At 63.5% G+C, this 19981-nt stretch carries 13 protein-coding genes and 3 pseudogenes; 10 read left to right on the top strand and 6 right to left on the bottom strand.

Annotated elements, in window-relative coordinates:
- Together J4D28_RS29475 and J4D28_RS29470 are read right to left on the bottom strand one after the other, a co-directional pair.
- Positions 1-3144: hypothetical protein (locus J4D28_RS29475; RefSeq protein ID WP_207246510.1), on the bottom strand; the 3144-nt coding region annotated here is incomplete at its 3' end.
- 166 nt (positions 3145-3310) lie between these two features.
- Positions 3311-3775, bottom strand: coding sequence for a VOC family protein (locus J4D28_RS29470; protein WP_103331501.1), 465 nt, complete (start codon positions 3773-3775; stop codon positions 3311-3313).
- Positions 3776-3935: 160 nt separating this feature from the next.
- On the opposite strand from J4D28_RS29470, the gene J4D28_RS29465 reads away from it, so the two are divergent.
- On the top strand, positions 3936-4964 hold the full coding sequence (locus J4D28_RS29465) for a fimbrial protein (RefSeq protein WP_103331502.1): 1029 nt from the start codon (positions 3936-3938) through the stop codon (positions 4962-4964).
- Positions 4965-5167: 203 nt separating this feature from the next.
- Positions 5168-6190: a fimbrial protein gene (locus tag J4D28_RS29460; RefSeq protein WP_103331503.1), complete on the top strand. Its 1023-nt coding sequence runs from the start codon at positions 5168-5170 to the stop codon at positions 6188-6190.
- 86 nt (positions 6191-6276) lie between these two features.
- On the opposite strand, the pseudogene J4D28_RS29455 reads toward J4D28_RS29460, so the two are convergent.
- Positions 6277-6867, bottom strand: a pseudogene (locus J4D28_RS29455) (efflux transporter outer membrane subunit); the annotation flags it as partial.
- Position 6868: 1 nt separating this feature from the next.
- Here J4D28_RS29455 and J4D28_RS29450 point away from each other — a divergent pair.
- From J4D28_RS29450 to J4D28_RS29415, 8 genes and pseudogenes are all read left to right on the top strand, one after another.
- Positions 6869-7597 (top strand): annotated as a pseudogene (locus J4D28_RS29450) (ABC transporter permease); the annotation flags it as partial.
- A gap of 230 nt (positions 7598-7827) precedes the next feature.
- Positions 7828-9444, top strand: coding sequence for a tryptophan halogenase family protein (locus J4D28_RS29445; protein WP_103331504.1), 1617 nt, complete (start codon positions 7828-7830; stop codon positions 9442-9444).
- Positions 9444-10529: a monodechloroaminopyrrolnitrin synthase PrnB family protein gene (locus J4D28_RS29440; RefSeq protein WP_103331505.1), complete on the top strand. Its 1086-nt coding sequence runs from the start codon at positions 9444-9446 to the stop codon at positions 10527-10529. Before J4D28_RS29445 ends, J4D28_RS29440 begins: the two co-directional genes overlap by 1 nt.
- 43 nt (positions 10530-10572) lie before the next feature.
- Positions 10573-12276 carry an NAD(P)/FAD-dependent oxidoreductase gene (locus J4D28_RS29435; RefSeq protein WP_038633273.1) on the top strand — a complete coding sequence of 568 codons (1704 nt, stop codon included), beginning with the start codon at positions 10573-10575 and terminating at the stop codon, positions 12274-12276.
- A gap of 24 nt (positions 12277-12300) precedes the next feature.
- Positions 12301-13392: a Rieske 2Fe-2S domain-containing protein gene (locus tag J4D28_RS29430; protein ID WP_038633271.1), complete on the top strand. Its 1092-nt coding sequence runs from the start codon at positions 12301-12303 to the stop codon at positions 13390-13392.
- Complete coding sequence (locus tag J4D28_RS29425) at positions 13392-13538, top strand: flavin reductase (RefSeq protein WP_053269313.1); 147 nt, start codon at positions 13392-13394, stop codon at positions 13536-13538. The genes J4D28_RS29430 and J4D28_RS29425 overlap by 1 nt, the downstream gene beginning before the upstream one ends.
- Positions 13535-14770 carry a cation:proton antiporter gene (locus J4D28_RS29420; protein ID WP_101282711.1) on the top strand — a complete coding sequence of 412 codons (1236 nt, stop codon included), beginning with the start codon at positions 13535-13537 and terminating at the stop codon, positions 14768-14770. Before J4D28_RS29425 ends, J4D28_RS29420 begins: the two co-directional genes overlap by 4 nt.
- A 24-nt stretch (positions 14771-14794) precedes the next feature.
- Positions 14795-15373, top strand: coding sequence for a flavin reductase family protein (locus J4D28_RS29415; protein WP_103331506.1), 579 nt, complete (start codon positions 14795-14797; stop codon positions 15371-15373).
- Positions 15374-15533: 160 nt separating this feature from the next.
- Here J4D28_RS29415 and J4D28_RS29410 read toward each other — a convergent pair.
- The 3 genes and pseudogenes from J4D28_RS29410 to mhpT form a co-directional block, all read right to left on the bottom strand.
- Positions 15534-16268 (bottom strand): annotated as a pseudogene (locus J4D28_RS29410) (helix-turn-helix transcriptional regulator).
- 386 nt (positions 16269-16654) lie between these two features.
- Complete coding sequence (locus J4D28_RS29405) at positions 16655-18394, bottom strand: dipeptidase (RefSeq protein WP_103331507.1); 1740 nt, start codon at positions 18392-18394, stop codon at positions 16655-16657.
- Between the two features lie 235 nt (positions 18395-18629).
- On the bottom strand, positions 18630-19865 hold the full coding sequence (gene mhpT / locus J4D28_RS29400; RefSeq protein WP_103331508.1) for a 3-(3-hydroxy-phenyl)propionate transporter MhpT: 1236 nt from the start codon (positions 19863-19865) through the stop codon (positions 18630-18632).
- Positions 19866-19981: the final 116 nt, after the last annotated feature.

The raw sequence follows: 19981 nt of genomic DNA, 5'->3' as shown, positions 1-19981 counted from the left end.
CAGGCTCAGGGTGAACACGTCAGTCGCACCGGCCTTGGCGGTCAGGGTGTTGCCCAGGACGCTGTAGGCCAGCGCCACTCCGCCGGAGCTCAGCGCTGGCAGGCCACCGGTGTTACTCGACAGGGAATAGCTCAGCGGCACGTCGGCTCCGGACTGGAAGATCCCGGTCACGCTGCCGCTGGCGACAGTTGCCTCGCCAGCTACGTCACCGACACCCCCGGCGATGCCATTGGCCAGGCCGTCCTCGTCGACGGTGCCAGTCACGGCAGTTCCGTTGGCTGTTGGCGTGTCGTCATCGACGGTAATCACCAGTTTCTCGGCCGCGGCGGTCACCGTGTCGCCGTCCTTGTCGGTGGCTTGCAGCAGGGTGCCGAGGTTGAGGGTGATGTCGTTTTCGTTATTGCCGGCGGGGTGATCCAGGGGCTTGAGCAGGGCGAAGTTGTAGGCCCCCGCTGCGCTGAGGCTGAAGGTGAACACATCGACGGCGCCCGCCTTGGCGGTCAGGGTGTCACCCAGCACGCTGTACACCAGTGCCACCCCGCCCGAGCTCAGGGCTGGCAGACCGCTGGTATTACTCGACAGGGAATAGCTCAGCGGCACGTCGGCCCCGGACTGGAAGATCCCGGTGACGCTGCCGCTGGCCGTGGTGGCTTCGCCAGCCACGTCGCCGACACCCCCAGCGATGCCATTGGCCAGGCCGTCTTCATCGACGGTGCCGGCTTCGGCGGTCCCGGTTGCGGTTGGCGTATCGTCATCGACGATGATCACCAGCTTCTCGGCCGCGGCGGTCACCGTGTCGCCGTCGCTGTCGGTGGCTCGCAGCAACGAGCCCAGGTTGATCGTGATGTCGTTCTCGTTATTGCCGGCCGGGTGATCCAGGGGCTTGAGCAGGGTGAAGCTGTAGGCACCGGCGGCGCTGAGGCTGAAGGTGAATACATCGACCGCGCCCGCCTTGGCGGTGAGAGTGTCGCCCAGGACGCTGTAGGTCAGCGCCACGCCACCGGAGCTCAACGCCGGCAAGCCGCTGGTGTCACTCAACAGGGTATAGCTCAGCGGCACGTCGGCCCCGGACTGGAAGATGCCACTCACGCTGCCGCTGGCGTTGGTGGCCTGACCCGCCACGTCGCCGACACCACCGGCAATACCATTGGCCAGGCCGTCTTCGTCGACGGTGCCGGTCACGGCAGTTCCGGCCGCGGTTGGCGTATCGTCATCGACGGTGATCACCAGCTTCTCGGCGGCGGCCGTCACCGTATCGCCATCCTTATCCGAGGCCCGCAGCAACGAGCCCAGATTAATCGTGATGTCGTTCTCGTCGTTGCCCGCCGCATGATCCAGCGGCTTGAGCAGGGTAAAGCTATAGGCGCCTGCCGTGCTGAGGCTGAAGGTGAACACATCGACGGCGCCCGCCTTGGCGGTGAGGGTATCGCCGGCCACGCTGTAGACCAGGGCCACTCCGCCCGAACTCAATGCCGGCAGGCCGCTGGTATCGCTCGACAAGGAGTAGCTCAGCGGCACATCGACACCGGACTGGAAGATCCCGGTGACGCTGCCGCTGGCCACAGTGGCCTCGCCAGACACGTCGCCGACACCGCCGGCCACACCGCTGGCCAGGCCGTCTTCATCGACGGTACCGGCCACGGCGGTTCCGGCTGCGGCCGGTCCATCGTCCTCGAAGATCATCTTCGAGCCGATTTCGGCGGTCGTGGTGGAGGCCTGGCGCAGGGTGAAGCCACCTATGTCGAAGTCAGCGTGGGTATTGCCCTTGGCATCGAGGGCCGCGCCGTTTTCGATCAGTACCCGGTTGTGGTCCGCGGCCGTGGTGTATTCGATCTGGTAGCCGGCCTTGACGCCGGTGATGGTAGCCACGCCACCCGTAAAGCTGATGAGGATGCTCGCATCGTTCACCGAACCGTCCGAGTTTTCGATCACCAGCCCGGTGGCGTTGTTGATCACGCGAACATTGGTGATCGCCACCACCGTATCGCTGGCATAGCCGTCGATGAAAGCCTCCCCGGATTCAGCCGCGGTGTTGAAGGCACTGATCTTGACCACGGCACTCTTGCCGCCTTGCAGCTGCACGATATCGAAATTGGCCGCCTTGGCATTGAACATCGCGGTGAAGTCGATGTTGTCTTCCTCATCGGCTTCGTTCTGGTCCAGATTGGGAATGGTCATGTCCTGCCGGGCGCCGGTGACGAAGGTAAAACGAATGCCTTCCTGTTCCGTGATCATCTGGCTGTTGGTGCCGAAGGTGGTCGGGCCACCCGCCTGGCTGGTGTTGATGGTGTCGCCGGTGCTGATGTTGACGCCCGTCGATTGGTTGGCGGGGTCCTTGCCGGTGGCGATGATCGTCGGATCGCTGATCCGCAGGACACCGTTATCGTCGACCACTGTCGGGGTGGCCTTGCTGAACATCAGGAACAGGTTCTGCCCGGAAGGCGCGTTGGCCAGGTTGAATGTCAGGTCCTGGCTGGCGCCGATAAACACCTTGTTCAGCAGGTTGAGGGCATCGTCCGGATTACTGGCGTCCGGATGCTTGAGCGGCTGGTATTCCACGGTCCAGAGCTTGCCGCCTGACACCGGCGACCCGGTTTCTTCGATATAGGCCGCGAACACGATTGCGCCGCCAGGACCACCGGCCCGGCCCAGCAGGATGTTGTTGTCCGTATCGGTATAGAGAAGGATGTCGATGCCATCCAGGGTATCCAGACCACTGTCCAGGCCATTGAGCGGCGCGCCCAGGCTGTCGGTGAAGCTGATATCGATATTGGTCGCGCCGGGCGCCAGGTTGACGGTGAAGGCATTGCTGCCGGTGTTGTCCGCGGCACCGGTGTAGCCACTCAAGGCCGCGCCTGTCGCGCTACCGGCGCCGAGGGCACTCAAGCGGGCAGCGAAGGCCGAGGGCAGGGCGGCCAGCAGGATGTCATTGTCGTTGGCGTCTTCCGCGGGGCTGGTCGTGGCGGTGGCGTTCTGCAACCCGGCGGTTTCGTCGAGGGTCACGCTTGCACCGGTCGCCACGACCATCTGCGCGCTGTCCGTCAGGGCAGTGCTGGTCAGTGTGTCGTTGCTGGGGAAGACGGGGTACAGATCGGTAGGGGTATCAGCGGTCAGGTCGGTGGTGGGGGATTGGGGGGTGGTCATGACAGGCTCCTCGGCGCTTCTAGTTGTGGGGGCCGCACTTGGGCCCCTCTGCTGGCAGATGTCACAACTATGGGGAGGCCTGGGAGGTTGCGCATTGGCCGATACTCCCAGGCCGTCTGGGAGTTTCAGCCTATGCGGCGAGGGGGAAGCGCTGGCGCCTGTCGCCTTATCGGTCCTCGGCGAACGCCTCCTCGATAAAGGCCTCCAGCTCTGCCTCTTCAAGCAGCTCGATGGAAAAATGCCCGAAGCGTTTCGGTAGCCAGAGGATGCGCGTCCCGCTGGGCGACTGCAGATTGTCGCGCGACAGGGGGTTGCCGTTCTCGTCTTCCGGCTGCACACCCGCGGCCAGCAACTCGTCGTAGGCGGCCTCGATGTCCGGCGTGCAATAGCAGTGACGGTAGATCGTGCCTTCGCCGTTGCTGTCCATCAGCGCCTTGAGATTGCCGGCAAAGGGTTGCACCAGCATCAGGCGCTCCGTGCCGAACATGACGATCGCATAACGCACATGCAAACCGTCGCGCTGCCAATCCAGGGTCCTGGAAATCCTTGCGCTGAAAATCCGGGCGTAATACGCACAGGCTTGCTCGAGGTCTTTGACCAGAACATCGACGTGGCTGAACTTTAATTTCATGAGTTCTCCTGATGAGAAAGGCAGCGGGGTGCGGCAGTGACTTTAAGATTTATCTGATTCATCTCTTGCAGTGGCCCCGCATAGAGTACTGCCCCTACGCCGATTCCCACCCCAGGGGAGGCTGCACCGCCAGTCTGAACTCAGACTGAGGAGAAACGTTTTGAAAACGCTACGACAGGTAGGGCTGCTTGCACTGACCTTGGGAAGCATCGTGGGAACTTCCGCCTATGCAGCGGATTATTGCGATAGGTCTTACTTAGTCGGCGATCCATTGAATCCGTCGATCATTGCCAGTCTTCCAGCCACTACAACCTTGAAGTACGCCGCCATTGGCAAGGTAATGGCGTCCTACCAAGTAGCGGTCGGACGCCGTTCTGGAGGATGGGCATGGTGCTCTAAGTCTGAATGGGGAATGACTGATGTTGTTACCAGCCTTACATCAAGAGGCAGTCAAGGGCTTTACGATTCTGGTGTTCCTGGGGTCGGCATTCGCATTGGGCACATTTCCGAAGATGGGTGGTATACCCCTTCTTTTCCACCTTTTACCAATAAAGGCATTAATAACTTTTTACTGTATTTTCCCAAGGTAGTGACAATAGAGTTTGTGCGTACGGACATCGGTGTTGGAAAGGGGGATATGCCTTCCTTCAACTATAAGACCAACTTTTTTATTGACACCAGCTACACCACTCCGATACGAGCGGTTTATGCCATCGAAGGAACGGACCTTAAAACCAAGTTCGAACATAATGCCTTCTTCACGACTTGCTACACCCCCAAGAGCAGTACCGAGGTCAAGATGGGGCGTCCCGCGGCAGAGCAAGTAAAACGCGGGTCGGTCCAGGATGTTCCATTCGCCCTGGATGTTGTGTGCGAGGGCCTCAACCCCACGGTCAAGCCACCGGTGAAGGTCTATTTCGAGGGCAACTCCGTTCGGGATGGCTTGCTGAATCTGGAGGGTGTCGGCCAGCCTGGCGTGGCCAAGGGCGTTGCCATCTCGCTGACCAACGATAAAAACGTGGCACTGCCCTTCAGCCAGGACAAGGCGGTGGCCCTGGATTGGCAATCCAGCGGCCCCGGCACCGAGATGTACCGCTTTGCCGCAAAGGCGCGCTACGTCCCCACGGGCACGGAAGTCGCCGCCGGTAAAGCCGATGCAACGCTGACCTATGTACTGGAATACAACTGATCGCATTTCTCGCCCCGGAACGCACAAAAAAGCCACTCGCCGGAGTGGCTTTTTTGTGCCCGGGATTGCTACCGCAGCGGCACCGATTTTGAGAATCCTCTGATTTATCCCTTGTAGTTGCCCCGCATAGACTGTCGCCCCACGCCGATTCCCATCCAGGGAAGCTGCAACGCCAATCTGCACTCGGATCGAGGAGAAACGTTTTGAACACACTACAACAGATGAGGCTGGTTGCACTGACCCTGGGATGCATCATGGGAACTTCTGCCTATGCAGCAGATTATTGCGATAAGCCTGACTCAGGTACACCGAACAATCCGTCTGTCATTGCCAGTCTTCCAGCCACTACAACCTTGAAGTACGCGGCCATTGGCGAAGTAATGGCATCCTACGAAGTAACGGCCGGACGCCGCTCTGGAGGATGGGCATGGTGCACTAGGTCTGAATATGGACTGACCGAAGCGGATACCAGCCTTACATCAAGAGGCAGTCAAGGGCTTTACGATTCTGGTGTTCCTGGGATCGGCATTCGCATTGGGCACAGTTCCCGTGCGGGGAGCTCCCCCTATTTCCCACCTCGTACCCTTAAAGGCATTGCTGAATTTTTGGTCTATTTTCCCAGTGTTGTGAAAATAGATTTTGTGCGTACAGACTTCGGTGTCGGAAAGGGGGCTATGCCTTCCTTCAACTATAAGACCAACTTTTTTATTGACACCAGCTACACCACTCCGAGGCGAGCGGTCTATGCCATCGAAGGAGAAAGCCTTACCACCAAGTTCGAACATGATGTCTTCTTCACGACTTGCCACACCCCCAAGAGCAGCACCGAGGTCAATATGGGGCGTCCCGCGGCAGAGCAAGTAAAACACGGGTCGGTCCAGGACGTTCCCTTCGCCCTGGATGTTGTGTGCGAGGGCTTCAATCCCACGGTCAAGCCACCGGTGAAGGTCTATTTCGAGGGCAACTCCGTTCGGGATGGCTTGCTGAATCTGAACGGTGTCGGCCAGCCTGGCGTCGCCAAGGGCGTTGCCATCTCGCTGACCAACGACAAGAACGTGGCCCTGCCATTCAGCCAGGACAAGGCGGTGGCCCTGGATTGGCAATCCAGCGGCCCCAGCACCGAGATGTACCGTTTTGTCGCAAACGCGCGCTATGTCCCCACAGGTACAGAAGTCGCCGCCGGTAAAGCCGATGCAACGCTGACCTATGTACTGGAATACAACTGATCGCATTTCTCGCCCCGGAACGCACAAAAAAGCCACTCGCCGGAGTGGCTTTTTTGTGCCCGGGCTGGCAGGCCTGCACGCCGTTGTCAGGGCGTGCGCAGTGCCAGCGCCGGGTTCGACTCCGTCTTCCAGGACCCGCCCAGTGCCGTGTACAGGTTGACCTCGGCGATCAGCTGCGCCAGCCGGTCGTTGATCAGCCCCTGTTGTGCGCTGAACAGCGAGCGTTGCGCGTCGAGGAACACCAGGTTGCTGTCGGCGCCGGTGCGGTAGCGGTGTTCCGCCATCCGGTAATAGTCCTGGGTGGCTGCCACCAGGCTGCGCTGGGCGTCGAGCTGATCGCTGTAGGTCTGGCGCGCGGCGAGGCCGTCGGCGACTTCCTGGAAGGCGGTCTGGATCGACTTTTCGTACTGGGCGATGCTGATGCCCTTTTGCAGCTTCGCGTAGTCGAGGCTGGCCCGCAGGCTGCCGGCATTGAAGATCGGCAGGTTGATCTGCGGCTGGAAGGCCCAGCTGCCGGAGCCGCCCTTGAACAGCCCGGCCAGCTCCAGGCTGGAGGTGCCGGCGTTGGCCGTCAGGCTGACGCTGGGAAAGAACGCGGCGCGGGCCGCGCCGATATTGGCGTTGGCGGCCTTGAGCTGGTATTCGGCCTGGAGGATGTCGGGATGGCGTTGCAGCAGGGTCTATTCCGGCACCAGCTTCGGCGATAGCCGGGCGACGGCCATCGAGACCCTGGTACCGGCCGATGTCGCGGCCCTCAACCAGCTGTATTACGTCGACAGCGCCACCCCGGTGGTGGGGCGCAACATGTTGCTGCGCTACCGCAATATCGACCTCGACGCCCAGGTCAACGGTGTCAGCGACCAGTACTTCCAGGTGCGCGGGCTGAAGCTGGCGGCGAGCATCGCCTTCAGCGAAAGCGATGCCCGGCGCCAGGCCCAGGTGGTGGTCATCGACCACAACGCCCGCCACCGACTGTTCGGCCCCGGGGAAGATCCCCTGGGCCAGGTGATCCTGGTGGGCAACCTGCCGTGCACGGTGATTGGCGTGACTGCGGAGAACAAGAACATGTTCGCCGCGAGCAAGGCGCTGAATGTCTGGGTGCCTTATGAAACCGCGGCCGGGCGCCTGCTTGGCCAGCGCTACCTGGACAGCATCACGGACATCCGCCAGCAGTTCCTGGTGGAGGCGGTGATGGTCTGCCTGATCGGCGGGATGATCGGCATTTCCCTGTCCTACGCCATCGGCTACCTGTTCTCGCTGTTCGTCAAGGAATGGGAAATGGTGTTCTCCCTGGGCTCGATCGTCACCGCGTTCGCCTGCTCGACCCTGATCGGCATCGTCTTCGGCTTCGTGCCGGCGCGCAATGCGGCGCGGCTGGACCCGATCGAAGCCCTGGCGCGCGATTGAAGCCTGCCCAGGGCTGAGCCTGGAGCGCTCGGGCCTGTACGCAAAACCTTCTTTTATAGCCAATGCCCTTGCATTTGAGAATGTTAATTCGGAAACGGAATTTGCGTCGCTTTCCCGGCAGGCTAGAGTCTCTACTCTAACCAGCACATTGATGTGCCTCTTGCACGGATTGCACGAGATTGGCGGCCTTCCTCTCGTCACAGGCAGTCCGCCTTGAAACAAGGAGTGTTATGAACAAGCCGATCAAGAATATCGTCATCGTGGGCGGCGGCACTGCGGGCTGGATGGCCGCCTCGTACCTCGTCCGGGCGCTCCAGCAGCAAGCGAACATTACGCTCATCGAGTCTGCGGCGATCCCCCGGATCGGCGTGGGCGAGGCGACCATCCCGAGTTTGCAGAAGGTGTTCTTCGACTTCCTCGGGATACCGGAGCGGGAGTGGATGCCCCAGGTGAACGGCGCGTTCAAGGCCGCGATCAAGTTCGTGAATTGGAGAAAGTCTCCCGACCACTCGCGTGACGATCACTTCTACCATTTGTTCGGCAACGTGCCGAACTGCGACGGCGTACCGCTGACCCACTACTGGCTGCGCAAGCGCGAACAGGGCTTCCGGCAGCCGATGGAGTACGCCTGCTACCCGCAGCCCGGGGCGCTCGACGGCAAGCTGGCACCGTGCCTGGCCGACGGCACCCGCCAGATGTCCCACGCGTGGCACTTCGACGCGCACCTGGTGGCCGACTTCTTGAAGCGCTGGGCTGTCGAGCGCGGGGTGAACCGCGTGGTCGACGAGGTCGTGGAGGTTCGCCTGAACGACCGCGGCTACATCTCCAGCCTGCTCACCAAGGAGGGGCGGACGCTGGAGGCGGACCTGTTCATCGACTGCTCCGGCATGCGGGGGCTCCTGATCAATCAGGCCCTGAAGGAACCCTTCATCGACATGTCCGACTATCTGCTGTGCGACAGCGCAGTCGCCAGCGCCGTGCCCAACGACGACGCACGCGAGGGGGTCGAGCCGTACACCTCCGCGATCGCCATGAACTCGGGGTGGACCTGGAAGATTCCGATGCTGGGCCGGTTCGGCAGCGGCTATGTCTTCTCGAGCAAGTTCACCTCGCGCGACCAGGCCACCGCCGACTTCCTCAACCTCTGGGGTCTCTCGGACAACCAGCCGCTCAACCAGATCAAGTTCCGGGTCGGGCGCAACAAGCGGGCGTGGGTCAACAACTGCGTCTCGATCGGGCTGTCGTCGTGCTTTCTGGAGCCCCTGGAATCGACGGGCATCTACTTCATCTACGCGGCGCTGTACCAGCTCGTGAAGCACTTCCCCGACACCTCGTTCGACCCGCGGTTGAGCGACGCATTCAACGCCGAGATCGTCCACATGTTCGACGACTGCCGGGATTTCGTTCAGGCGCACTATTTCACCGCGTCGCGCGAAGACACCCCGTTCTGGCTCGCCAACCGGCATGAGCTGCGGCTCTCGGACGCCATCAAAGAGAAGGTTCAGCGCTACAAGGCGGGGCTGCCGCTGACCACCACGTCGTTCGACGATTCCACGTACTACGAGACCTTCGACTACGAATTCAAGAACTTCTGGTTGAACGGCAACTACTACTGCATCTTTGCCGGCCTGGGCATGCTGCCCGACCGATCGCTGCCGCTCTTGCAGCACCGACCGGAGTCGATCGAGAAGGCCGAGGCGATGTTCGCCAGCATCCAGCGCGAGGCCGAGCGTCTGCGCACGAGCCTGCCGACCAACTACGACTACCTGCGGTCGCTGCGTGACGGCGACGCGGGGCTGTCTCGCAGCCAGCCAGGACCGACGCTCGCGGCGCGGGAAATCCTCTAGTGGAACGCACCTTGGACCGGGTGTCCGCATTCGCGGCCACGCACGCTGCCGTGGCGGCCTGCGATCCGCTACAGGCGCGCTCGCTCGTCCTGCAACTGCCGGGCCTGAACCGTAACAAGGACGTGCCCGGCATCGTTGGCCTGCTGCGCGAGTTCCTCCCGGCGCGCGGCGTGCCCTCCGGCTGGGGCTTCGTCGAAGCCGCCGCGGCGATGCGCGACATCGGGTTCTTCCTGGGGTCGCTCAAGCGGCACGGACATGAGCCCGCGGACGTGGTGCCCGGGCTTGAGCCGGTGCTGCTCGACCTGGCACGCGCGACCGACCTGCCGCCGCGCGAGACGCTCCTGCATGTGACGGTCTGGAACCCCGCGGCGGCCGACGCGCAGCGGAGCTACACCGGGCTGCCCGACGAAGCGCACCTGCTCGAGAGCGTGCGCATCTCGATGGCGGCCCTCGAGGCGGCGATCGCGGTGACCGTCGAACTGTCCGAGGTGCCCCTGCGCTCGCCCGCGTTCGCGCCAGGGTGCGACGAGCTGGCAGCCTATCTGCAGAAAATGGTCGAATCGATCGTCTACGCGTACCGCTTCATCTCGCCGCAGGTCTTCTACGATGAGCTCCGCCCCTTCTACGAACCGATTCGAGTCGGGGGCCAGAGCTACCTCGGCCCCGGTGCCGTAGAAATGCCCCTCTTCGTGCTGGAGCACGTCCTGTGGGGTTCGCAATCGGACGACCAGGTTTATCGAGAATTCAAAGAGACGTACCTGCCCTACGTGCTTCCCGCGTACAGGGCGGTCTACGCTCGGTTCGCCGGGCGGCCGGCGCTCATCGACCGCGTGCTCGGCGAGGCACGAGCGGTCGGTGCGCGGGGCGAGCCCGTCCGGGCCGGGCTGACAGCCCTCGAGCGGGTCTTCAAGGTCCTGCTGCGCTTCCGCGCGCCTCACCTCAAATTGGCGGAGCGGGCGTACGAAGTCGGGCGAAGCGGCCCCACAACCGGCAGCGGGGGCTACGCGCCCAGCATGCTCGGCGATCTACTCACGCTCACGTGTGCCGCGCGGTCCCGCATCCGCGCCGTGCTCGACGAATCCTGACGCGCACGGCCCAGGTGTTATCTCACAAGGAGAGTTTGCCCCCATGACTCAGAAGAGCCCCGCGAACGGGCGTGATAGCAACCATTTCGACGTGATCATCCTCGGCTCGGGCATGTCCGGCACCCAGATGGGGGCCATCCTGGCCAAGCAACAGTTTCGCGTGCTGATCATCGAGGAGTCGTCGCATCCGCGGTTCACGATCGGCGAATCGTCGATCCCCGAGACGTCTCTCATGAACCGCATCATCGCCGATCGCTACGGCATTCCGGAGCTCGACCACATCACGTCGTTCTACTCGACGCAGCGTTACGTCGCGTCGAGCACGGGCATCAAGCGCAACTTCGGCTTCGTGTTCCACAAGCCCGGCCAGGAGCACGACCCGAAGGAGTTCACGCAGTGCGTCATTCCCGAGCTGCCGTGGGGGCCGGAGAGCCATTATTACCGGCAAGACGTCGACGCCTACCTGTTGCAAGCCGCCATCAAATACGGCTGCACGGTCCACCAGAAGACGAGCGTGAGCGAATACCACGCCGATAAAGACGGCGTCGCGGTGACCACCGCCCAGGGCGAACGGTTCACCGGCCGCTACATGATCGACTGCGGAGGACCCCGCGCGCCGCTCGCGACCCAGTTCAAGCTCCGCGAAGAACCGTGTCGCTTCAAGACGCACTCGCGCAGCCTCTACACGCACATGCTCGGGGTCAAGCCGTTCGACGACATCTTCAAGGTCAAGGGGCAGCGCTGGCGCTGGCACGAAGGGACCTTGCACCACATGTTCACGGGCGGCTGGCTCTGGGTGATTCCGTTCAACAACCATCCGCGGTCGACCAACAACCTGGTGAGCGTCGGCCTGCAGCTCGACCCGCGTGTCTACCCGAAAACGGACATCCCCGCGCAGCAGGAATTCGACGAGTTCCTCGCGCGATTCCCGAGCATCGCGGCTCAGTTCCGGGACGCCGTGCCGGTGCGCGACTGGGTCAAGACCGACCGCCTGCAGTTCTCGTCGAACGCCTGCGTCGGCGACCGCTACTGCCTGATGCTGCACGCGAACGGGTTCATCGACCCGCTCTTCTCCCGGGGGCTCGAGAACACCGCGGTGACCATCCACGCGCTCGCGGCGCGCCTCATCAAGGCGCTACGCGACGACGACTTCTCCCCCGAGCGCTTCGAGTACATCGAGCGCCTGCAGCAAAAGCTTTTGGACCACAACGACGACTTCGTCAGTTGCTGCTACACGGCGTTCTCGGACTTCCGCCTATGGGACGCGTTCCACAGGCTGTGGGCGGTCGGAACAATCCTCGGGCAGTTCCGGCTCGTGCAAGCCCACGCGAGGTTCCGCGCGTCGCGCGACGAGGGCGACCTCGATCACCTCGACAACGACCCCCCGTACCTCGGGTACCTGTGCGCGGACATGGAGGAGTACTACCAGTTGTTCAACGACGCCAAGGCCGAGGTCGAGGCCGTGAGCGCCGGGCACAAGCCGGCCGAGGAGGCTGCGGCGCGGATTCACGCCCTCATCGACGAACGAGACTTCGCCAAGCCGATGTTCGGCTTCGGGTACTGCATCACTGGGGCCAAGCCGCAGCTCAACAACTCGAAGTACAGCCTGCTGCCGGCGATGAAGCTGATGTACTGGACGCAAACCCGCGCGCCGGCAGAGGTGAAAAAGTACTTCGACTACAACCCGATGTTCGCGCTGCTCAAGGCGTACATCACGACCCGCATCGGCTTGGCGATGAAGAAGTAGTCGGCCGACGACGACAGAAAAACGATGAACGACATTCAATTGGATCAAGCGAGCATCAAGAAGCGTCCCCCGGGGGCGTACGACGCGACTACGCGCCTGGCCGCGAGCTGGTACGTCGCGATGCGCTCGGACGCCCTCAAGGACAAGCCGACGGAGTTGACGCTCTTCGGCCGTCCCTGCGTGGCGTGGCGCGGAGCGACGGGGCGGGCGGTGGTGATGGACCGCCACTGCTCGCACCTGGGCGCGAACCTGGCTGACGGGCGGGTCAAGGACGGGTGCATCCAGTGCCCGTTTCACCACTGGCGGTACGACGAGCAGGGTCAGTGCGTTCACATCCCCGGCCACAACCAGGCGGTGCTCCGGCTGGAGCCCGTGCCGCGCGGGGCGCGCCAGCCGACGTTGGTCACCGTCGAGCGATACGGCTACGTGTGGGTCTGGTACGGCTCCCCGCAGCCGCTGCACCCGCTGCCCGAAATCGCCGCGGCCGACGTCGACAACGGCGACTTCATGCACCTGCACTTCGCGTTCGAGACGACGACGGCGGTCTTGCGGATCGTCGAGAACTTCTACGACGCGCAGCACGCGACCCCCGTGCACGCGCTCCCGATCTCGGCCTTCGAGCTCAAGTTCTTCGACGATTGGCGCCGGTGGCCGGAGGTTGAGTCGCTTGCCCGGGCGGGCGCGTGGTTCGGTGCCGGGATCGACTTCACCGTGAACCGGTACTTCGGCCCCCTCGGCATGCTGTCGCGCGCGCTTGGCCTGAACATGTCGCAGATGAACTTGCACTTCGATGGCTACCCCGGCGGGTGCGTCATGACCGTTGCCCTGGACGGAAACGTCAAATACAAGCTGCTCCAGTGTGTGACGCCGGTGAGCGACGGCAAGAACGTCATGCACATGCTCATCTCGATCAAGAAGGTGGGCGGCGCCCTGCGCCGCGCGACCGACTTTGTGCTGTTCGGGCTGCAGACCAGGCAGGCAGCGGGGTACGACGTCAAAATCTGGAACGGGATGAAGCCGGACGGCGGCGGCGCGTACAGCAAGTACGACAAGCTCGTGCTCAAGTACCGTGCGTTCTACCGGGGCTGGGTCGACCGCGTCGCGAGTGAGCAGTGATGCGTGAAGCCGAGCCGGCCTCGGCCACGTCGCTCCGCCAGGCGCTCGCGAACCTGGCGAGCGGCGTCACGGTCATCACCGCGTACGGCGCGGCGGGCCCGCTTGGGCTCGCAGCCACCCGCTTCGTGTCGGCGAGGTATTCATGACTATCTGGCTGTTGCAACTCGTGCTGGTGATTGCGCTCTGCAACGTCTGCGGCCGCATTGCCGAACGGCTCGGCCAGTGCGCGGTCGTCGGCGAGATCGCGGCCGGCCTGCTGTTGGGGCCTTCGCTGTTCGGCGTGATCGCACCGGGTTTCTACGACCTGTTGTTCGGCCCAAGTGTGCTGTCAGCGATGGCGCAAGTCAGCGAAGTCGGCCTGATACTGCTGATGTTTCAGGTCGGCCTGCATATGGAGTTGGGCGAGACGCTGCGCGGCAAGCGCTGGCGCATGCCCGTCGCGATCGCCGCGGGCGGGCTCGTCGCACCGGCCGCGATCGGCATGATCATCGCCATCGTCTCGAAAGACACGCTCGCCAGCGACGCGCCGGCGCTGCCCTATGTACTCTTCTGCGGTGTCGCACTTGCGGTATCGGCGGTGCCGGTGATGGCGCGCATCATCGACGACCTGGAGCTCAGCGCCATGGTGGGCGCACGGCACGCAATGTCTGCCGCGATGCTGACGGATGCGCTCGGATGGATGCTGCTTGCAACGATTGCCTCGCTATCGAGCGGGCCTGGCTGGGCATTTGCGCGCATGCTCCTCAGCCTGCTCGCGTATCTGGTGCTGTGCGGGCTCCTGGTGCGCTTCGTGGTTCGACCGGCGCTTGCGCGGCTCGCATCGACTGCGCATGCGGCGCGCGACCGCTTGGCCGTGTTGTTCTGCTTCGTAATAGTGTCGGCACTCGCGACGTCGCTGATCGGATTCCATAGCGCATTTGGCGCACTGGCGGCGGCGCTGTTCGTGCGGCGTGTGCCCGGCGTCGCGAAGGAGTGGCGCGACAACGTCGAAGGTTTCGTCAAGCTTGTGCTGATGCCGGTGTTTTTCGCGTATGCGGGGCTGCATGCGTCAATCGGCACGATCGACGACGCGGGATCATGGATGTGGTTCGGTGTATTCCTCGCGGGCGGATTCATCGGCAAGTTCGGCGGCAGCTATCTGGGTGCGCGTACCACCGGGCTTGCGCCACACGATGCGATGCTGGTGAGCTCGTTGATGAATACGCGCGGCTTGATGGAGCTGATCGTCCTGTCAATCGGCCTGCAGATGCAGATCCTTCCACCAAAGGTCTACACGATCCTCGTGGTGTTCGCGCTGGTGACGACGGCGCTGACCGCACCGCTGGTTCGATTCACGCTGCGCGTGCAATCGCGCGCAATGAGCCAACAGGCCGCCTGAGCCAGCTTGAGGGGAGAGATCACCATGAGTGCCGCCACCGAAACCAAGGCTCACGATTTGCTCGATGCCGAGGGCCGCGATGTCCGCGAACTGCGCAACGTGCTGGGGCAGTTCGCTACCGGTGTGACCGTGATCACCACGCGCATCGCCGACGGCCGCAACGTCGGTGTGACCGTCAACTCGTTCTCCTCACTGTCGCTGTCGCCGGCGCTGGTGCTCTGGAGCCTGGCACGCACGGCACCGAGCCTGAAGGATTTTTGCTCGGCGAGCCACTTCGCCATCAACGTGCTGGGCGCGCACCAGCACCACTTGTCGGAGCAGTTCGCACGGGCAGCCGCTGACAAGTTCGCCGGTGTAGCTCATGCCTATGGCAAGGCGGGAGCCCCGGTGCTGGACGATGTGGTGGCAGTGCTGGTGTGCCGCAACGTCACCCAGTACGAGGGCGGTGACCACCTGATCTTCATTGGCGAGATCGAACAATACCGATACAGCGGCGCAGAACCGCTAGTCTTCCATGCAGGCCAGTACCGGGTTGCCGCCGCGCATCCGGCACTGGCGAGCCGAGAAGCTTCGCCATGGGCTTCGGGCCGGCGCGAGGCATGAGACGGGGACGTTGCAGGGGCGGGAAGGGGCGGCTTGATGCCGCTGGCCAGCAGGAGACGCCCCGCTCATGGACGACCGAGCGAGGCGTCTCCTGGTTGTTGCACCGGCTGTTCCCCTGGCATCTGCCCCAGCCCTGAACAGCCGGCTCGGGCCTGGAGGATCAGAGGGTGGGGCTCGGACCTGGGGTGGCCGTGGCCTCGTCCGGGGAATACATCCAGCGCAGCAGCGAGTGGCGCCCGCTGATCCCCATCTTGATCGCCGCCCGCTTGAGGTAGCTCTCGACGGTGTGCACCTTGAGCTTCAATTGCCCGGCCAGCTCGGGGGCGGTGCGCCCGGCGAGCAGGCCGACGCAGACCTGCATTTCCCGGTTCGACAGCTTCAGCCCCGACTGCCGCAGGCGCGCGGCGAAGCGCAGGCGCAGGGTTTCCAGGCCCTGGTGTTCCAGGCTGGCGGCGGCCTCGGGGTCGTCCCCGGTGGCGTTGTGCGGCTGCAGCGCCGCCAGGTGTTTTTCCACCATGGGCAGCAGCAGTGGGGAGAAGTCCTGCAGGAGGATGCGTTCCTGGTGCGAGAAGCTCTGGGACTGGCAGGAACGGTAGACCGAGATCACGTAGCGGTAATCGTCCTTGTGGCTGGTCAGGTGCAATTGCGCGGCAGTCTCGGCAGGGCGTGCCGTCGGATTCTTGCCGGATGGGGCGAGCGTGGAGTCGCTGTAGACCTAGTCGCGGGCGTTCCTGGGCTGCGATTGACCCTCTGAATACACACGCATCTGGGTGATATGCGTGGCGTCCACCGCCAGTTGGGTGCGTATCAGATCATGCAGCATGCGCGGAAAACTGCGACTGCCGGTGCTGGCGATGACCTTGCCAATGTGTGGGAACAGTATTTGTGAGTTCATCATTTCATCCATGAGTTTCATGTTGCGCGACACTTGCCTTAGTAAGCGACGAGTGCGGCGAGACTATGTTTAGAGCCTTTCGCCGGATTCGTCGCCGCCTCGTATCCTAGTACAGGGTTCTGGTGGCGGTTTAATGAAATACGGCAAAAAGACACAGGCAGAGCGTTTTCCTTACGCAATGCCGGCGCTGCTTGGCCAACCCTGGCCGCCTGCAACTGGTTCTATCCTTTTGGATGGCGTCAATGTGCCATCGTTTGGCCTGTCGACATGCCCAGAAACGGACATGGCGTCTGGCCGGTCGAGCATCAGGGGGATAGGGCTCGAGCCCGACCTGGATCGGGATGAGCACGGCAGTGGACCCGCCAGGGCGGCGGGTCCGAAAGGGCTCAGAGTGTTGGCAGCTGGCCGATGCGACCGAACATTTCAGTGACGATCTGCAGGTCCAGCTGGAACTGCTCGACGGTCTTGAACTCGTTGTCGTTGTGGCCGGTGTACTTGACCTCGGGACGGGCCAGGCCGAATTGCACGCCGTTGGGCAGTTCGTGCACCGAGGTGGCGCCGGCGGAAGTGCCGAACTGGTGCTGCATGCCGAGGTTCTCGCTGGCCACCGCCAACAGCGCCTTGACCCATTCACCCTCGGGGTTGCGGTACATCGGCTCGGCGATCTTGTAGTCGAAGTTCACCGCGACCTGGTTCTTCTTGCTCCAGGCGGCCAGCTTGTCGGCAATTTCCTTTTTCAGCACCTCCGGGGTCTTGCCCTTGGGCACGCGCAGGTTGACCGCCAGCTTGAAGGCCTGTTCATCCTGGCCGACATAGGTCAGGGAGGTGGTCAGCGGGCCCATGAAGTCATCGGCGAAACCGACCCCCAATTTGTTGCCCAGGTAGTCCAGGCTCCAGTTGTCGGCGGCGTAGCGGGCGGCATCGGTGATCGGGTTGTGCTTGAGCGCGACCTTGCCATCGAGGCCGTTGATGAAGTCGAGCATGCGCGCCACCGGGTTGACCCCGGACTCGGGCTCGGAGGAGTGGGCGGACACGCCGGTGACCGTCAGCTTGACGTCCTTGCCTTCGACCTTGGCGGCCACGCTGAAGTCGCCGCCGTGGGCCTTGGCGTATTCGCTGCCGGCCTTCTGCAGGCTGGCGGCCAGTTCGGCGGGCTGGTCGGTCACCAGGGTGGCGACCGAGGCGCCCGGGATCTGGTTGGTGGCCAGGCCGCCGGTCATCGAGACGATTTGTGCGCCTTTGCCTTCGGCGGTACGCCGCGGGAAGCTGGCCATGACGGTGCCGTAGCCTTTTTCGGCGATCACCACCGGGTAGCCGCCATCCAGCGCCAGGTTGTAATTCGGCGTCGGGTTGCGTTCGAAGTAGTAGGGGATGGCGTCGCCGCTGGTTTCCTCGGTGGTGTCCACCAGCAGCTTGAAGTTGCGCGCCAGCGGCAGCTTCTCTTCCTTGATGATCTTCATCGCGTACAGGGCTACGACTATGCCGTTCTTGTCGTCCTCGGTGCCGCGGCCATACATGCGGTCGCCGACCAGGGTGACCTTGAACGGGTCGAGCTTGGTGCCGTCCTGCAGCACCCAGTTCTCCGGCGTTACCGGCACCACGTCGGCATGGGCGTGGATGCCCACCACTTCTTTGCCGCTGCCTTCCAGGGAGATCTCGTAGACGCGGTTGTCGATGTTGCGAAAGTTCAGGTCGAAGGCCTTGGCCAGGGCCTGGATCTTGTCGGCGATCTTGAGGAACTCGGGGTTCTCGTGCTGGGGCACACCGTCGACGCGCACGGTGGGGATGGCCACCAGTTCGCGCAGGGTTTCGGTGGCGGCCTTGCCGTACTTCACCCGCGCATAGAGGCCCAGCAGGCGATGGATCTCGTTCTGCTGCTCGGCGGAAAGCGCCTTGTTGTCGAGGAAGGCATTGATCGCCGGGCCGAGGTTGGCGCTCTTGGCCAGCTCGCTCTTGCCCAGGGTGCCGAGGAACTGGCGGAAGTCCTTGACCGATGCATCGGCGAAGCTCTTGAGAATCGCCGCGTTCTGCTGCGGGGTGATGTTGGCGTGGGCGGTCGTGGTGAAGGCTGACAGGCTGGCCAGCACCAGGGTGGCCGCGGCCAGTTGCTTGAGGGAAAAATCCATTGCGGGAGGCGTTCCTTGCAGATTGTTAGGAAATATCTGACCTCCCACGCTAACACCACGGGGGACTGGTACGGGAGTCCCCGAAGTGGGATCTGTCGCACAGAAATGCAAAAGCGGCGCAGAAACGAAAAAGCGCCGGGAGGGGCAGTCCTGAGCATTCCGCGCGGGTGGGGGGCTGTTTCAGCCTGGGCAACCACATTGTGACGGCAGTCAACCAGGCTGATGTCCAGCTGGGTCAGGGTTTGGGCGTGGCCGGGCTCGCCGCTCCTGACCCGGGCTCAACTTGCAGTGCCGGGCGGGCGATCACGCTGATGATGCTCAAGGCGGCGATCACCAGCCCCGGCGAGGTCGCCAGCAAGACCCCGCTGGTGCCGGCGCCGGCCGCGAGGATCTGCCCGGCGGCGAGAGGGCCGGCCACCGATCCCAGGCGGCCGATGGCCACTGCGGCACCGACGCCGGTGGCGCGCACCAGGGTCGGGTACGAGGGTGGGGCCAGGGCGTACAGCACCAGTTGCGCGGCCATCACGAACAGCCCCGCGGCGAACCCGGCGCAGGCCATGGGCAGCAGGCCCGCCGACAGGCCGACCCCGGCCAGCGCCGCGAGCAACCCGGCGTAGACGAACAGCACCACCTTGATGCCGTTGCAGCGATCCAGCAGCAGGCCGCCGAGCAGCGAACCGAGGGCGCCGCCGAGGTTGAACAGCATCTGCACCAGCCCGGCCTGGGGTTTGCTGAAGCCTTGCTCCAGCAGCAACGACGGCAGCCAGTTGAGCAGCATGTACATCACCGTCAGGGTGAAGAAATAGCTCAGCCACAAGGCCAGGGTGGTGCGCGCCCGGCCTTCGCCGAACAGCGCCTGGCCGGTGGAGAGGCGGGTCAGGCCGGGGTTGCCTTGTTGCTGGCGAAAGGCGCTGGACTCGGGCAGCAGCAGGAGCATCAGCGGCACCACCAGCAGCGGCGCCAGGCCGCCGACGATAAAGGTCGCCTGCCAATGGTCGGTGAACAGCATGGCCACCAGCGCCGCCAGGGCGCCACCCAGGGGCACCCCGGCGTACATGATGCTGATGGCGGTGCCACGGCGTTGCTCGCCCGCGGCCTCGGCGCACAGGGCGATCAGGTTGGGCAGGGCGGCGCCCAGGCCCAGGCCGGTCATGAAGCGCGCCAGCAGCAGGCCCGACAGACTGCCGACATAGGCGGTGGCGAGGGAGAACAGGCCGAACAGCAGCACGGCGCCGATGAGGATTTTCTTGCGGCCGATGCGATCGGCGATCCAGCCGCCGAAGAAGGCGCCGGGCAGCAGGCCGACGATCCCGGCGCTGAACACCCAGCCCAGCATTTTCGGGTCCAGGGCGAAGCTCTGGCGCAGGCCCGCGGCGGCGGTGCCGGCGGCTTGCAGGTCGAAGCCTTCGATCAGGGCAACGATAAAACACAGGGCGATGGTCAGCGTCGTGCGACGCGATGGAGTGTCCATGGCAAACCTCATTGTTGTTTTTGTTGGGGGCGGACGCAGCGGAACGCGCCTGTTCGCTCAAGCGCTGGCAGGCGAAATTAAGATTAACAAAGATAACTAAAAATTGAAGGGTGAGC

The sequence above is a fragment of the Pseudomonas sp. GW531-T4 genome, assembly GCF_017349615.1.
GTDB lineage: Bacteria > Pseudomonadota > Gammaproteobacteria > Pseudomonadales > Pseudomonadaceae > Aquipseudomonas > Aquipseudomonas chlororaphis_I.
Note: the sequence above shows the minus strand (reverse complement) of the source record. Positions and strands in the feature narration are given on the sequence as shown.

Excerpts from the sequence above, each read along its gene's own strand:
- J4D28_RS29430 (WP_038633271.1), top strand. The coding sequence starts at position 12,301 with ATGAACGACATTCAATTGGATCAAGCGAGCATCAAGAAGCGTCCCCCG.
- J4D28_RS29435 (WP_038633273.1), top strand. The coding sequence starts at position 10,573 with ATGACTCAGAAGAGCCCCGCGAACGGGCGTGATAGCAACCATTTCGAC.
- J4D28_RS29470 (WP_103331501.1), bottom strand. The coding sequence starts at position 3,775 with ATGAAATTAAAGTTCAGCCACGTCGATGTTCTGGTCAAAGACCTCGAG.
- mhpT (WP_103331508.1), bottom strand. The coding sequence starts at position 19,865 with ATGGACACTCCATCGCGTCGCACGACGCTGACCATCGCCCTGTGTTTT.
- J4D28_RS29415 (WP_103331506.1), top strand. The coding sequence starts at position 14,795 with ATGAGTGCCGCCACCGAAACCAAGGCTCACGATTTGCTCGATGCCGAG.
- J4D28_RS29425 (WP_053269313.1), top strand. The coding sequence starts at position 13,392 with ATGCGTGAAGCCGAGCCGGCCTCGGCCACGTCGCTCCGCCAGGCGCTC.
- J4D28_RS29420 (WP_101282711.1), top strand. The coding sequence starts at position 13,535 with ATGACTATCTGGCTGTTGCAACTCGTGCTGGTGATTGCGCTCTGCAAC.
- J4D28_RS29445 (WP_103331504.1), top strand. The coding sequence starts at position 7,828 with ATGAACAAGCCGATCAAGAATATCGTCATCGTGGGCGGCGGCACTGCG.
- J4D28_RS29405 (WP_103331507.1), bottom strand. The coding sequence starts at position 18,394 with ATGGATTTTTCCCTCAAGCAACTGGCCGCGGCCACCCTGGTGCTGGCC.